Origin of the sequence: Prevotella sp. S7-1-8 (assembly GCF_000758925.1) — a bacterium.
Classification (GTDB): Bacteria; Bacteroidota; Bacteroidia; order Bacteroidales; family Bacteroidaceae; genus Prevotella.
In genome coordinates this window covers 66,310-81,078 of sequence record NZ_JRNC01000031.1, presented here as the reverse complement: position 1 = coordinate 81,078, position 14,769 = coordinate 66,310, and the positions used below count along the sequence as shown (strand labels likewise).

At 50.6% G+C, this 14,769-nt stretch carries 8 protein-coding genes; 2 read left to right on the top strand and 6 right to left on the bottom strand.

Going from position 1 to position 14,769, the window contains the following annotated elements:
- Positions 1-22: 22 nt before the first annotated feature.
- From clpB to HMPREF1640_RS04775, 4 genes are all read right to left on the bottom strand, one after another.
- Positions 23-2,611 (bottom strand): ATP-dependent chaperone ClpB, encoded by a 2,589-nt coding sequence (gene clpB, locus HMPREF1640_RS04790; protein ID WP_036892901.1) that lies wholly within the window; start codon positions 2,609-2,611, stop codon positions 23-25.
- Between the two features lie 218 nt (positions 2,612-2,829).
- Positions 2,830-3,690: a 4-hydroxy-3-methylbut-2-enyl diphosphate reductase gene (locus HMPREF1640_RS04785; protein ID WP_036892864.1), complete on the bottom strand. Its 861-nt coding sequence runs from the start codon at positions 3,688-3,690 to the stop codon at positions 2,830-2,832.
- A gap of 145 nt (positions 3,691-3,835) precedes the next feature.
- Positions 3,836-4,903 carry a DUF1573 domain-containing protein gene (locus HMPREF1640_RS04780; protein ID WP_036892899.1) on the bottom strand — a complete coding sequence of 356 codons (1,068 nt, stop codon included), beginning with the start codon at positions 4,901-4,903 and terminating at the stop codon, positions 3,836-3,838.
- A gap of 42 nt (positions 4,904-4,945) precedes the next feature.
- Positions 4,946-10,510, bottom strand: coding sequence for an alpha-2-macroglobulin (locus HMPREF1640_RS04775; RefSeq protein ID WP_036892862.1), 5,565 nt, complete (start codon positions 10,508-10,510; stop codon positions 4,946-4,948).
- A 1,070-nt stretch (positions 10,511-11,580) separates the two neighbouring features.
- Here HMPREF1640_RS04775 and HMPREF1640_RS04765 point away from each other — a divergent pair.
- Complete coding sequence (locus HMPREF1640_RS04765; RefSeq protein ID WP_036892858.1) at positions 11,581-12,027, top strand: lytic transglycosylase domain-containing protein; 447 nt, start codon at positions 11,581-11,583, stop codon at positions 12,025-12,027.
- 153 nt (positions 12,028-12,180) lie between these two features.
- On the opposite strand, the gene cmk is transcribed toward HMPREF1640_RS04765, so the two are convergent.
- Together cmk and porQ are read right to left on the bottom strand one after the other, a co-directional pair.
- A complete protein-coding gene (cmk, locus tag HMPREF1640_RS04760) occupies positions 12,181-12,903 on the bottom strand; it encodes a (d)CMP kinase (RefSeq protein WP_036892856.1) in 723 nt (240 codons plus the stop codon).
- A gap of 66 nt (positions 12,904-12,969) precedes the next feature.
- A complete protein-coding gene (porQ, locus tag HMPREF1640_RS04755) occupies positions 12,970-13,920 on the bottom strand; it encodes a type IX secretion system protein PorQ (protein WP_036892855.1) in 951 nt (316 codons plus the stop codon).
- Between the two features lie 106 nt (positions 13,921-14,026).
- Between porQ and HMPREF1640_RS04750 the strand changes: the two genes are divergently transcribed.
- Entirely contained in the window at positions 14,027-14,731 is a 705-nt protein-coding gene (locus HMPREF1640_RS04750; RefSeq protein WP_036892853.1) for an energy transducer TonB, read from the top strand.
- The last annotated feature ends 38 nt before the right edge of the window (positions 14,732-14,769 follow it).

The window sequence follows — 14,769 nt, the reverse complement described above, 5'->3', positions numbered from 1 at the left end:
TTGTCAGCCTTGTCTCAAGGCTTTAGTTTCGAAACACCAGGCCGTTGCCGTTGGCGTCTATCACTATGGGCTTCTCGCGATTCACCTCCTCCGCGAGGATTTTCTTGGACAGTTCGTTGAGCATGTGCTCTTGAATGGCACGCTTCACTGGGCGCGCGCCAAACTCGGGGTCATAGCCCACGTTGGCCAACCAGTCTACCGCTTGGTCTGTCCATTCTATGTTAAAGCCCTGCGGCTCGAGCATCTTGCGAACGCGTTGCAGTTGCAAGGTCACCACCTTGGCTATCTCTTGTTTGGTGAGAGGCAAGAACATGATGATGTCGTCAATACGGTTCAGGAATTCCGGCCGGATGGTCTTCCGGAGCATTTCCATCACCTTGGCGCGCGTGTCGCTGATTACCTCGTGGCGGTTGTGGTCGTTGAGGGCGGAGAAGCGCTCTTGTATGTACTGGCTTCCGAGGTTGGAGGTCATGATGATGATGGTGTTCTTGAAGTTGACCGTGCGCCCCTTGTTGTCGGTAAGACGACCGTCGTCAAGCACCTGCAGCAATGTGTTGAACACGTCGGGGTGCGCCTTCTCGATCTCGTCAAACAGCACTACGCTGTATGGCTTGCGTCTCACGGCCTCCGTGAGCTGGCCGCCCTCGTCGTAACCGACATACCCCGGAGGCGCGCCGATGAGTCGGGACACGCTGAATTTCTCTTGGTACTCGCTCATGTCAATACGCGTCATCATGTTCTCGTCGTTGAAGAGGTATTCCGCCAAGGCCTTGGCCAATTCGGTCTTGCCGGTACCCGTTGTTCCGAGAAAGATGAAAGAGGCGATGGGTTTCTTGGGGTCTTGCAGGCCGGCGCGACTTCGACGCACGGCGTCCGACACAGCCTTGATAGCCTCGTCTTGGCCTATGACACGCTTGTGCAATTCCTCTTCCAAATGCAACAATTTATCTCGCTCGCTTTGCAACATCCTCGTCACCGGTATTCCGGTCCATCGGCTCACCACCTCGGCTATGTCATCGGTGGTCACTTCCTCTCGCACCATGCCCTCGCCGCCTTGCGTGTTCTTGAGCTGTTGTTGTATATTGTTGATGTCATATTGTAGCTGTTGCAGCTTGCCATAGCGTATCTCGGCCACCCGTTCATAGTTGCCTTCGCGTTCGGCGCGTTCGGCCTCAAACTTGAGCTGTTCCATCTCTTGCTTGTCTTGCTGTATCTTGTTTACAAGACCGCGCTCGGCTTCCCATTTGGCGCGGTATTGGTGCTCCTGCTCTTTCAGCTCGGCTATGTCCTTGTCCAACTGCTTAATCTTGTCCTCGTCGTTCTCTCGTTTGATGGCCTCGCGCTCAATCTCCAATTGTTTCAGTCGGCGCGAAATCTCGTCAAGTTCCTCGGGCACGGAGTCTCGTTCCATGCGCAGCTTGGCGGCGGCCTCGTCCATGAGGTCGATGGCCTTGTCGGGGAGGAACCTGTCGGAGATATAGCGTTCCGAAAGCTGTACGGCAGCGATGCAGGCATCGTCCTGGATACGCACCTTGTGGTGGTTCTCGTATCGCTCCTTGAGCCCTCGCAGGATGGAAATGGCGTCCAGCTCGTCTGGTTCTTCGACCATCACGGTTTGGAAACGACGCTCAAGCGCCGCGTCTTTCTCAAAGTATTTCTGGTACTCGTTGAGCGTGGTCGCTCCGATGGCGCGCAGCTCGCCGCGAGCCAACGCCGGTTTCAAGATGTTGGCAGCGTCCATGGCTCCCTCGCCGCCACCTGCCCCAACGAGCGTGTGTATCTCGTCTATGAACAATATGATATTGCCGTTGGCGTTCGTGACCTCCTTGATAACGCTTTTCAGTCGTTCCTCAAACTCTCCCTTGTATTTAGCCCCCGCCACCAAGGCTCCCATGTCCAACGAGTATAGTTGCTTGTTTTTCAGGTTCTCGGGCACGTCTCCCCGCACGATGCGTTGCGCCAATCCTTCCACGATGGCGGTTTTGCCTGTGCCCGGCTCACCTATTAATATAGGGTTGTTCTTGGTTCGTCTCGACAATATTTGTAGCACGCGGCGTATCTCTTCGTCACGTCCTATCACGGGGTCAAGCTTGCCTTTGCGGGCCTCGTCCACCAAGTCCTTGGCGTATTTGGACAAGGCTTGGAAGTTCTCGTCGCCACTTTGGCCTTGCACGTTTTGGCCTTGGCGCAGCTCTTCGATAGCCTTTCTCATGTTGTCTTCTGTGCATCCGGCATCCTTCAGAATATGGGCTACGGTAGAGTTGACTTGAAGCAGAGCCAAGAGTATAGGTTCCACAGACACAAATTCGTCTCCCATTTTCTGCGAAATGCCTATGGCGCGCTGCAACACCGAATTGGTGTCGTTGGAGAAATAGGGCTGACCACCTTCCACGCGGGGCAGTCGGCTTAATTCTTGTTGAACCAATTTTTCAATTTGTGATGTGTTAACGCCTAATTTTTGGAATACGAAATTTGTGACATCCCTGCTTTTTTGTATGATGCCTTGCAATAGGTGGGTTGGCTCGATCACCTGTTGTTGAGCCCCTTGCGCTATGTTGACAGCCTCTTGTACAGCCTCTTGCGCCTTGATAGTGAATTTGTCAAATGTCATGTTTGTCTCCTTTCTGTATTTGTTCTTTTTGTTTTCTGATGGTGTGATATATTTTTGTTTCAATAGAACAAAGTCAAATGGCATGCCCATTCAACAAGAAATGACAAAATGACAGAATATTATTTGCCCTATGTTTAGATGCGAGAAATGTGTGTCTCACCACTCAAACATAGGGCAATGCGGTGTTATGAAGAACGTAAAAAGTTTCTCGTTTTGATTTAATTATGCCTCAGGATAGCCTCCTTGCACTCTTCCATCAGCCATTTTGGCGTACTGGTGGCGCCACAAATGCCAATGGTGCTTACCCCTTTAAACCAGTCAAAGTCTATCTCCTCGGCGCTTTCTATCTGGTAACTGTTGGGGTTGACGCTCCGGCATTCGTGGAAAAGCACCTTGCCATTGGAGCTTTTGCGGCCGCTTACGAACACGATGAGATCGTGTTTGGACGCAAACTCGGCTATGTTGGGCATGCGGTTGGCCACTTGACGGCATATCGTGTCGAAGCGCTCAAAGGTGGCATGGGGTGATATATGTTGTTCAATGTAGGTAATGATATGGTGGAATTCGTCAAGGCTTTTGGTGGTTTGGGAATATAGATAGACGCTTCGACTGAAGTCGAGTCGCTTTACGTCCTCAATGTTTTCCACCACGATGGCGTTGGAATGAGTTTGCCCGACAAGGCCAAGTACCTCCGCGTGCCCGTTTTTTCCGAAGATAACAATCTGTGAATCTGGGTTTTCAACAAACTTTCTCTTTATTCTTCGCTGTAAGGCTAACACCACGGGGCATGTCGCGTCGATGATCTCTATGTTGTTTTTGCGTGCCAGCTCGTAGGTCTCGGGTGGCTCACCGTGCGCCCTGAGCAGCACTTTCGCATTGCGCAACTGCCTTAATTGCTCATGGTTGATGGTGACAAGGCCTTGTCGATGCAACCTGTTCACTTCCATGCTGTTGTGCACAATGTCGCCCAAGCAATATAGGGTCTTTCCGCTCGCAAGCTCTTCTTCAGCCTTCTTGATGGCCGTTGTTACGCCAAAACAAAAACCGCTGCCACTGTCAATTTCTATTTTTACATTCATGTTAAGGTATGGATGTTGCCGATTTATGATGTTAAAGGTGTGTATATGGCATGCTGCTGTCGCATGGTTGAATTATGAGTCGGTGTTTGGCGAAGTAGGGTCTCCGCCTTTTTGGTAGTCTTTAACCCGTCCGGCTTCTTGTTTTTTACATTTCAACATTGATGTTGATGATTATCTTGGTGTTCTCCGGGTCGTTGGTAATCATTAGTATACGCGGTTTGGAACGTGCCATTTTCAGCCCGTTTGCAATAGCGGTTATTTTGAGTTTGGCTTTTTCCCCGGGTTCGATTTCTGTTTTGTTGAGCGATACTTCCAATCCCATGGTGAACATTTGAAGGCAGTTTATCTTGAGCGTGGTTCGTCCTTGGTTGGTGATTTCGATTTCGCCTTTCTTCTTCGCCTTGCCTTTAAAGCCGCCCAACTCGAGGCTTCCTGCGGACAATCTCAATTTGGGCGCGTAGACGCGAGTGGAGTCTGTCATCCCTTTGAAGCTCGGAAGAAGCACGGTCGAGATTGATATTTCTTTTTCGGGAGACACGGTGTCGCCGAGAAATGAGCCTAAATATACGGAAGTTTGGGTCAAGCCCAAGTTTCGAATACGGTGTGAGTCGAGTGTCAAGACGGCCGTGGCACTGTGCCCGGGGGCTATTTGCGAGGGTGAGATGTTAACTTTTAGATAGTCCGGAAGGTGCATCACGACTGGCTTGGCCACAGTGGAGCCAATGTTTTTGATGTGTATCACTTGGGTAGGTTGGTCACCGCGATTTACATTATCAAATTCTATGTTGTTCACGTCGACTTTCAATTTGCCCATTTGAAACGTGTATGCCCCCTCAAATTTGTTAATCTTTGAGACGACAACGCCACGTACAGACAGTGTCAAAGGATTTTGGGTGGCGTTGCTGTATATGCCAATTTGTTTGTCGAACCGGCCCATTTGTTTGGCGTCGTAGGTGGCCGCGACCATGAATTTCGCGCCGGGGGCGATGGGGGCTTTCGGATATTGGGCTTGCGTGCAGCCACAACTGGTCTTTACATTGGTTATGACCAATGGCCGTTCGCCACTGTTTCTCATTTCAAACTCGGCTCTCACAGGCGATTTGAAAACTACCTGCCCACAGTCTATGGTCTTGTTTGCTATTGTAATCTCTTGCGCTTTAGCTTCTCGGCAAATTAACGCAATGAGAGATATTCCTATTATTTTTTTATTCATCATTTGTTAATAATCGTTTGTAGCGACCCAATTATTGATGCTTTATCGGGTCACATGCAATTCTTTTGCTCCCTCCCTGCCAGAATATTCAGGGCTGTAGGCGCATTGCGCAGTGCATGTTCCGGTGGTGTAGTCACCCTCGTGGTCCACGTAATAATCGGTCTCGACAATATGTTTCCCTTTGGCCAGGCGGTCAAAATAATAGTTTGTCGCGTTATCTTGCGGCGCGAGGTAGTAGCCCCAGTGATAGCCACTGAGCTGCTCCGCGGGTTCCAAGCAAGCCGCGCGCTTGTCTTGTACCTGAACGAAGTCATAGTCTCGGTCGGCCGCGATGGTGATGCGCACCCTCACTTTGTCGCCCACTTTCAGTCGGTTGGCTATTTTCTTGCCGTCTGTCGAGCATATCTCACGTTTCACCACAAGTCCTGATGACGCGGCCTTTACATCCGCGGCCTTCTGCCAATACTGTGCGTAGAGCGCCCCCCAAGACGTGCCTTGGCTTGTTTTTTCGGCCGTAAACGTGGTTGCCTTGTTGCCTTTTACCGTTGTTTTTACATATCCAAGCCCTGCCGTTGCCTGGGGTGTTTTGAGCTCTTGCCCATTTATTTTCAGTGTTGTTGGCATGCCAGAGGCAAGCTTGCTCATGTCGATTCCACCCTCATTGTTGCCCATAAAAGCGTAAACGGCGTTCACCGCGTTGATGGGAGTGTCCCATCCGGTGGCTCGTTTCTCTTGCAATAGCCATCGTTGCATCTCCTCAATGGTCTTGGTGTCGGCCGGATTGAGGCGCTTCATGGCTTCGATGGCGAACGTCTGTGTGGGTATTTTGTAATCAAACCAACTGTAAAAGGCTTTGTGAGTGTCAAAATATCTGCCCATCTCCGCTTTGTAAACGGAGTGCTCGTTGATGCTTCGCAGATATTCCTTGGCTCGCCGCTCCTTGCCATATTGAGACAGGATGACGGCGCAACCAGCCTTTCCATAGATGGTGAGTTCGGTGGGCATCTTCTCCAACAAGGCCACCAAATAGTTCATGTCTTGGCTTTCCGGGCGTTTGGCCAATGCGCATGTGTACAGATAATTGCATGCCAACTCACTTGGAGAAAGATGTTTCTGCCCTTTCTTCTCTGCCTTTTTCAGCTCTCTCGCTTCCTCGGCGATACGCCTGTCAAGGTATCCAAACGCTTGGTTGAGCATGTTCGTGCGCACGTATTTTGTGCCAATCATGGCATCCAAACGTGTCAATATTTGTGCCACGCTCATTGTTATATAAGAGCTTCCGGCCATGCCCGGCCACCAACTGAACGAGCCATCGCCGTTCTGGAGGGCTTGCAGCTTGGTGGTGAAATCGTCGACGCGATAACCAATGGCCGTCTCGTCCAAGAAGTTGGCAAGCTGTTGTTTCTGGTCTGCTTCCCTCTCGGCGTTGGCAACCCACGGCGTTTCGGAGAGTACCATTGTCTTTAGCTCTTGATTTTTCCGCAAACTGCTCATCAGCGAAGTTTCTTCTCGCGTTTCCTTTTTCCACATTTCGACGGTCCGCTTAATTTTTGGCGATGAATTAAGAAGGCTCTGTCCTATGCTGTTGGCATAGATGGCGGTGGCCAACGATATAGCGTCCTTGTCGCAGGGACTGGCTATTGATGGCAACGCTTGCGCCATGAGCCATGCCGGATGGTTGGTGTATTCGATGGTAAGCTTGTTTTGGGCGTCGGCGTTGGGAAACAGTTTGCTCAAATCTATGGTTTTCGTGCCTGCGCCATTCTGCGTGAATGGAACCGTGGTGGTGACATATTCGCGATTGGGCAACAGCGGCAAATAGTGCTGTTCGCCATCGCTGAAGCCGTTGCCCTCCACCATGACACGAGCAATGAACAGGTCGCGGCCTTTGGCGTTCGCGGCCAAGCGGTCCGCGTCAACGTCAAAATAGACGGTCGTGGTCATGCCTCGGGCCACGTCGAACGCTTTTTCCCATTCTGCCACCACTGCCTCTGTCTCGGGGTCGAGAAGCTGAAAGCGTGCCATGCCGTTGATGTTTTTCTCTGCGGTGTTATAGATGCGGCCACTGATTTGAGCTTTGTCGCCCATGCGGATAAAACGTGGTAAGTTGGGCTGCACCATCACGTCTTTCTTTGCCACGGCTTCGGCTGACAACTGCCCATGGTTCATCTGCTTGTCGTGGGCGATGGTCATGAAACGCCAAGTGGTGACGCTCTCTGGCAGTGTAAACTTGATGTTGACATTGCCTTGACTGTCGGCCATGAGCGTTGGGAAGAAGAACGCTGTCTCGTTGAGGTTCTCGCGCGGTTGCTGGGTGGCGTTGCCCTGCTTGTTTCCGCCATCCATCCCGGTGGCTTGATTGTTTGGGGCGTTGTCGAGGGCTGACAATTCGGTCACTTCTTGGTACACGCTGTCAGCCGCATAGCCACCGCCAGTTTCCGCGACGGCCGCTGATTTGGCCAATTCGTTTTTTGCGATCGAAATCCCCGCTCCCATGGCGCGTGTCCGCAAACCGTTGGGAGCCTGCGTAGTCATCGACTCGTAGAGCACGTAAGGAGGCGCGATGTAGAACATGCTCTTATAGTAATGGCTGAACGCAAGCATGCGCTCTGGCAGTCTCTTGTAATTGGCGAAGCCGTACAATCCTATGGCGTCGTCGCTGCCGCCGTGCCATTCTGTTTGTGGCAAAGAGAATTGATAGTGTGGCGAGAAATGCCATTGGTGCTTGACTATGCCGTCCAAACTCTTGTCGTACATGGTGGCGAGCAGCTGCGCTTGCGCTGGCTTGCCATCGGGCGTGAGTATTCGCAGTGTCCACTCCTCTTTTTGTCCGGGAGCCAGTCGGTCGCGGAAAGTCTTCCACGAGAGTTTGAGTTTGTTGTCGGGCTCGGGTCTAAGCAGCTGCACGGTATGCCTGAAGAGATGGCCTCGTTTCACCCATGCCATATTTATCGTGACGCCATCGCCGTACGCTTCTTTGTAAACCAGCTTCTTGGTGAGCACTTCGTTGTTGAGCGTCGCGCGCCCTTCGTCGATGATGCGTTCTCCGCTCAGCGCGGTATAGTATAGGTGCACATCGCTGTCAGAGCTGCCCACCTGTATGTACACGGGTTTGCCGTCGGCGTGGAATCGATTGTCAGAGACGTAGAACCAGTGTGGGGTCTCTATCGCGGGCTTCTTGTCCTCATAAGAAAATATGATAAATTGTTTTTTCACGGTGTCATTGTCACATATCCCCGTGATCGTATGCTGTCCTGATGTCAATTTGCGAGCGATGGCGACGGGCTTGTTGGCGTCTGTCGTCTGCCATGGCTCGTTGTCAATTTTATAGCGCACTTTGCCCTCGATAACTTCGCCGGCTACGTTCCTGAGCGTGAAAGAGAAGTTGCGCAGGCTGTCTCTTAGCGTCTTGGAAGGTATGTCGCAATTTAAAATTCGCGTGCGATTGCTCAGTGGCAGCGATGTCGTGCCTTCGTGTGTCTCGCCCGAGAGGTCGGTCACTTTGGCGTTCGCCACCACATTATAATATAGTGGAAGCTCCATATTGACATTTGGGGGCAATGTCATTGGCATTTTCAAGTAGAAAGAGCCGTCATCGGCTGTCACGGTGGATTCGGTCAGCAGGTTGTCCGACCAGTTGCCGTCGCTCCAGCGAGACCACATGCTCTTGTTGCGTTTCACGGTGTATTCCACCTTGGCTCCTTGCACTGGCACGCCGGCAAAGCTCTTTGCCACGCCGCGCACTTTTACCACGTCGCCTATTTGGTATGCTTTTTTATAAGGCTCAAATTCTATTTGATATGTTGGGCGTTTGTATTGTTCCACTTGCAACGAGGTCCCGGCGTACAGGTCGCGGCCCTCCATCCTGATATAAAAAGTGCCGGTAAGCCCATTTGCCGGCAGCGTGAACATCGTGGAAGCTGTGCCAAAAGCGTCGGTCGTAACCTTTTTTCTGCCCACTTCTTTTCCATTGGCATCGCGCAAGGTTATGGTCAGCGGCTCATTGTCAAGGGCTTTGCTTGACACGTTTTTGCTGTCTATCTCCGTGGCGATAGCTACCGCGTGAACCTGCTGGCCAGGGCGGTATACACTACGGTCTGTATAAGCGTAAAGGTCTTTTCTTGTCGATTTCTCGTCCCAATAAGAATAGTATGCGTCTATGTCGAAGTTGCCGCAGGCGCGGTCTTTGTCCGTGAAGACATATATTTTGTTGGGCATTCGTCCTTTGTAGGCATAGTTCACCTCGCCATTTTGACCGCTCAATATGCTTACTTTGCTGTCTTTCCCATTGCCGAACGAGGCGTTCGTGGTCAGTTCTATATGCGCTCCTTCTATGGGCTTGCCCGTTGTCGCGCTCACCACGACAAACCGAATGCGCTTGTCCGGGCGGGCCTCGCTCATCACGTAGAGGTCGCTCACGCGCAACAAGGCGCGTTGAGGCTTGATGCCCTTGTTGTCGGTGGAGGCCTCCATGAGATACACGCCTACGGGCATGCCCTCCAACAAGATGGAGTCGCAGTTCTCTTTCCACGCCGGCTGGCCAATGTATCGTCGCGTGACAGACCGCTCAAAGGCTGGGTCGATATGTTTTTGCAGTGCCTTGTAGTCTTGGGGTTTGTCAGGATTGAGCGTGGTTTTTCCGCTCACGTCCACTCGATATATTTTGACGTGTAGCTCGTTGATGTTGCGTATGGAATTGACCAGCACCTTCCGCTTGACGTTTGGCAGCAGCATGCAGTCGCCTATGTTGATATTGAAAGATGGCCGCTCCAACTCGGCAAGAGCGTTGCGCAGAATGTTCATTCGTGGCCATGCGCCCCACCGGTTGAGCGCGTAGTTGATGTATTTGACGCGTTCTTCGGCCGAGGCGTCAGGGCATTGGGCAAGGTAATCGTCATGCTCGATGGCCAATTCGCCAGCCATGGGCAGGTCGGCGTAAACCTTGATGAGCGAGTCCACACGCTGAAGGTATACAGATTTGTTGGCCACGGCGGTATAGTTGCCACGTTCCTGTCTCAGTTTGTAGCATGCCGTGATACATGCGGCTGGCCGGTTTCCTGTTTTGCTATAATAATCGTGCAGGGTGGTATAGTCTTCGGCTTCCAAGCCGATGACGTGCAGCAAGTCTTCGTTAAAGATGCGGCTGTCCACGCCTTTTACGATGGCCGGCTCGTATTCCTCGCTCTTATGCTGGGCCAAAAGGGCCGGGTTTTGCATGGATAGCTTAAACCAACGCTTGCTTTTGGCCACCGCGTCATCTTCAAGTTGTTCTTGGTATATTTTGCCCAACGCCGACGCGTACACCGCTTGCAGCGTTTTGTTTTTGGTCGTGAGGGCTTTTCGCTCAAGTCGGGCTATTTCCACGTCCAATGAGTCGGGAGCTATCTGCGCGCGAAGCGAGGAACGAAGCAGTTGAGCTTTCATCAGCTGGCCGTACGCTTTCTCGCCCTCCGCTTTGGCGATGATTTTGTCCAGCCATTGGATTTGGCTTTTAGGCAAGTCCTTTTTGGAGGCGTCGTCCGCTTTCTTCCATAATGATGAGTAACTGTCCGCAAGGATATTCATGGGTATTGCTAATAAAATGATAAGATAGAATATCTTTTTCATAAGTTTTTTCTTTAAACGAACATTGCAAAGATAAGTATTTAAATCGACAGTTTGGAAAAATACGCCAATGATTTATTATTTTTTACAACGCGGCATTTCCATATCTATGTGTTGATAATCATGTTTTTGAAGCTCCTGTGGCGTAATTTTGCCGCTCGTTGTTGGCATTTCCTCTTCAAATAGTTCTGGTAGGCGGCGCTCGGTCTCGCATGCGCAAAGGGTGGCGCGCTGATTGTTCTTCGTATATTGCTCTCATCGTTTTGTGACATTAATCTAATCTCAAACTTGCGCGAAAAACAATGCTGAAAACTTCTGACAAACACCTCCCTGTATTCTGTTTATTTGTAAATCCTAATATGTTTTTTGAATATACGCTCTTATTTTGAGTTTTTCGCAACTGTCATCGCGCCAGCGATTTATGGATATGGAACGTGTTTTCGTGGCGGAAAGTTTTCATTCGTCCATGTCATTAGGGCTTGATGAACCTGCCTTTAATGCCCATTCGCGCGCCGATAAAGGCGTAATGACACTTCGATTAAGCCGTAAACGCGTCGCGATCGCGTTCTAATGGCAACTTGAATGGGCCTTTAACGCGGTTTGAGTGGTTTTCTTCGAGTGTGAATTTCTGGAAAATAGGAGGCGTGGACAATTGCGTTCTTTCTATTTTGAAGATTTTTCACGCTCAAAAATTGGTAAGCAAGTTTGACAATTTTGGATTTGCGTCGCGCTTTCTCCATTATCGAAGTGTTGGCGCTCGAATGGGCGTCAAACCGCGCGTCCGTGGTTTGAGGCGGCGTGTTCTCGCATGCGTCGAAAACCTTATGTTATATTTTATAATGTTGATTTTCAATTCTTTATTTTGTGATTTGTAATATTAAAAATCACAAATAGTTTTGTCCGGTGAAACTTTTTTCGTACTTTTGCACCCGATAATTATAAGGATAACAACTGCTTTTTGTTTTAGTGGGGCTATTCGCCGAGGTATCACGGAACTGAGACTGTGGCTAAACTTTTTCTCATAAGCATAGTCGTGAAGTCGGTTTGATTTCAGGTTCCATAAATTTCAAATTATGGAGAAATTACTAAAGACATTCATCTTATTTGTAATGTTTTTCACTATTTTGCCTGTACAAGCAGGGAATGTTTTTGACAAAACGGGCAATTATTCAAAATTTGACTGGACAAAGGTTATAGAAGCCATTATAATGGTGGAGAGCGGAGGCAATCCGCGAGCTAAAAGTGGAAATTCGGTTGGGGCGATGCAAATCACGCCCGTTTTAGTTGCCGAATGCAACAAGATCTTGAAAGGAAGGAATTGTAAGAAGCGTTATACCATGCGCGACAGGTATAGCGTTCAGAAATCCAAAGAGATGTTTCTCATATACCAGTCTAAATACAATCCGGCTAACAGCGTTGAGCGAGCCATTAGGTCGTGGAATGGTGGCCATAATTACAGCATACGCAGGACACAGCGTTATTTGGAAAAGGTGAAAGCCGCGATGAGTCGTGGCAAGTAGCTTTCGAATGTCTGGTTGAGGATGCCTCGTTCTGTCCGTTCAATGCTAATGGTCAGGCGCGCGCATAGCCTTCGATGGTTTGTTACATAACAGTGAGCCCAGCTAAAAGCTGGGCTCGTGTCGTTTGGGAAATGGCAATAGAAAGCCTGCTTGTCAGCGCGTGGGCTGTTTCTCTATATTTGTGTCTTCGTCACAAGCGCGGCGAAATTGGCGCATGAGCCACTCGTTCTGCTCGTCGATGGTGATATGGCTGTTGTCAAGCTCAATCGCGTCGGCGGCTTTTCTCAGTGGCGACACCTCGCGGTGCGTGTCTATATAGTCGCGTTCTTGCACGTTTTTCAATATCTCGTTATAATTGGCGGGCAGGCCTTTGCCCTTTAGTTCGTCGTAGCGTCGGCGCGCGCGCACGTCGGCGGTGGCCGTGACAAATATCTTAAGCTCGGCGTCTGGAAATACCACGGTGCCAATGTCTCGTCCGTCCATCACCACGCCTTTGTCTTTTCCCATCTGCTGTTGGCGCTCCACCATGGCCGCCCGGACAAACGGTATGGCGGCGATGGGGCTGACATGGCCGCTCACTTCCATGTTTCGTATCTCGGTTTCAACCAGTTCGTCGTTTAGAAAAGTGTCTGGGCGACCAGTCTCTCTGTTGAGTTTGAACGAGATATGAATGTTTGGCATGAGGCTTTGCAGGCGGTCTGTCTTCACGGTGCCGTCCGCGTTGAAAAGTGAGTGGCGCATGGCGAAAAGCGTAACGGCACGATACATGGCCCCCGTGTCAACATATACGTATCCTATTTTTTGCGCAAGGTCTTTGGCCATCGTGCTTTTTCCGCATGAAGAAAAGCCGTCGATGGCTATTGTAATCTTTTTCATGATTGTGATGGTGATGGTAGTGTGTTAATAATAAATATAGATATGTGAACGTCGTGTGGCATAAGACTACAATGCGTAAGCCGCGTTGACCGTAACGCTTGAGCTTGAAACGTGGTATTTGGCGTAAGCCACGTTGAGTTTGAAACGCTCCAAGTTCAGTCCTGTGCCAATGGACAAGCCCGCCCTGCCGTTGGCGTGGCTGCCATCGGCAGATATAATTCTCATCTCTCTCGCGCGTCTGAAGTTGTATCCTCCGCCTATCCAGAATGTCTCTGTGAGCAGGAAGTCTGCCCCAAGCACGAGGTGGTCGGCCATGCTGTAGTCCAAATGGTTGAGGTCCACGATCGTGGCCGAGACGCGAAGAGGTATGCCGCGCAAACGCTTGGTGGCGCCTAATTGCATGTCTATGGGCATATTGTCGTAGTTGTCATGGTATGCCTCCAGTTGACCGCCAATGTTTTTCAGCACAAGGGATACAGACCACTCGGTGTCCGGGTGGTAATAGTTCAGGCCGAGGTCAACGCCAAAAGCCAAAGAGTTGTATGGCCCGATATATGACGTGATGAGCTTGGCGGCGACACCTCCGGCGATGTGTCGCCCCAACATGTAGGAGAAATATCCAGCCACGGCGATTTCGCGGGCAGAGAAATCTCCGGTTTGTACATTGTTCTCGTCCACCTCTTTCATTTTGCCATAATCCATATATTGCGCGGAGACCGCCCACGACGCTCGCTCTTTGACCACCCGGTTGAAGGCGGCGCTGGCCGTGTTGACGCCCGACATATAGTTCATGTAGTTGAGGTTGACGGTCTTGTCGCTCACCGATGACAGTAGGGCCGGATTGTGAAAGATAAGTGCCTCGTCGTCCTCGGCAAGGCTCACGTTGTCGCCCCCCAGCGCGGCGGCGCGGGCACTCACGGGAAGTCGCAGAAAGTTGTACGCGGTTTGACTTTCGTTTTGCGCCTCGGCATGAATGGCAAAAATCGTTAAGAGAAAAGCAAAAAGGGCTTTTTTCATTTATTTTTTCTAATTATTCGACAAAGGTACTCCTTTTATCAGGATTTGCATTAAATTTGCAAAGCATTTTGATAATTAAACGTTATCGGGCAAAGATTATTGTAACATGGAAACCAAGAAAGTAGAATCGGCCGATTTGGAACGATACCGCGTGGGAGGATTTCTGCTCGGCCTGACGGTGGCTTTGGCCTTGACGCTTGCTGGTTTGGAGTTTTCCACTCGTCCGGCCAATTATGATGACGCGGACAATATGCTTGATAATTTGGCGGAAGACATGGAACTGTTACCTGCCATGAATACCCATGACATGATATCCGCCGCGCCGCCGCCGCCGCGGAAAGCCATCACGGAGAACGTGAAAGAGACTTCGACGCCTGTAGAGACCGCGCCAAACGTGGCCGCCTCTACGCCTCTTGCGGTGGATGGCGATGGGTCCGGGGCGATTGACGAGGCAGAAGTGACACAGGCGTTGCCACAGACGGACGTGGACAATGGCGACGACGTGTCGCGCGTGGTGGAGCAGTTGCCCGAGTTTCCGGGGGGCATGGTGGAGTTTATGAAATGGCTCACGCGTAACTTACGTTACCCTTCCGCCGCGCAACAGCAGAAAATAGAGGGTAGGGTTGTGGTCACGTTCATCGTGAACAAAGACGGAACCATCGCCAATCCCAAGATAGACAAGCCTGTCAATCCGTTGATAGACGGCGAGGCTCTGCGTGTCATCAAGATGATGCCAGCGTGGAAACCTGGCCGCAATGGCAACAAGCTGTGCCGCACGATGGTGGCCATACCCATCAATTTCAAATTGTAAACACAAATTTTCGAATATAAACAACAAAGAAAATAGCC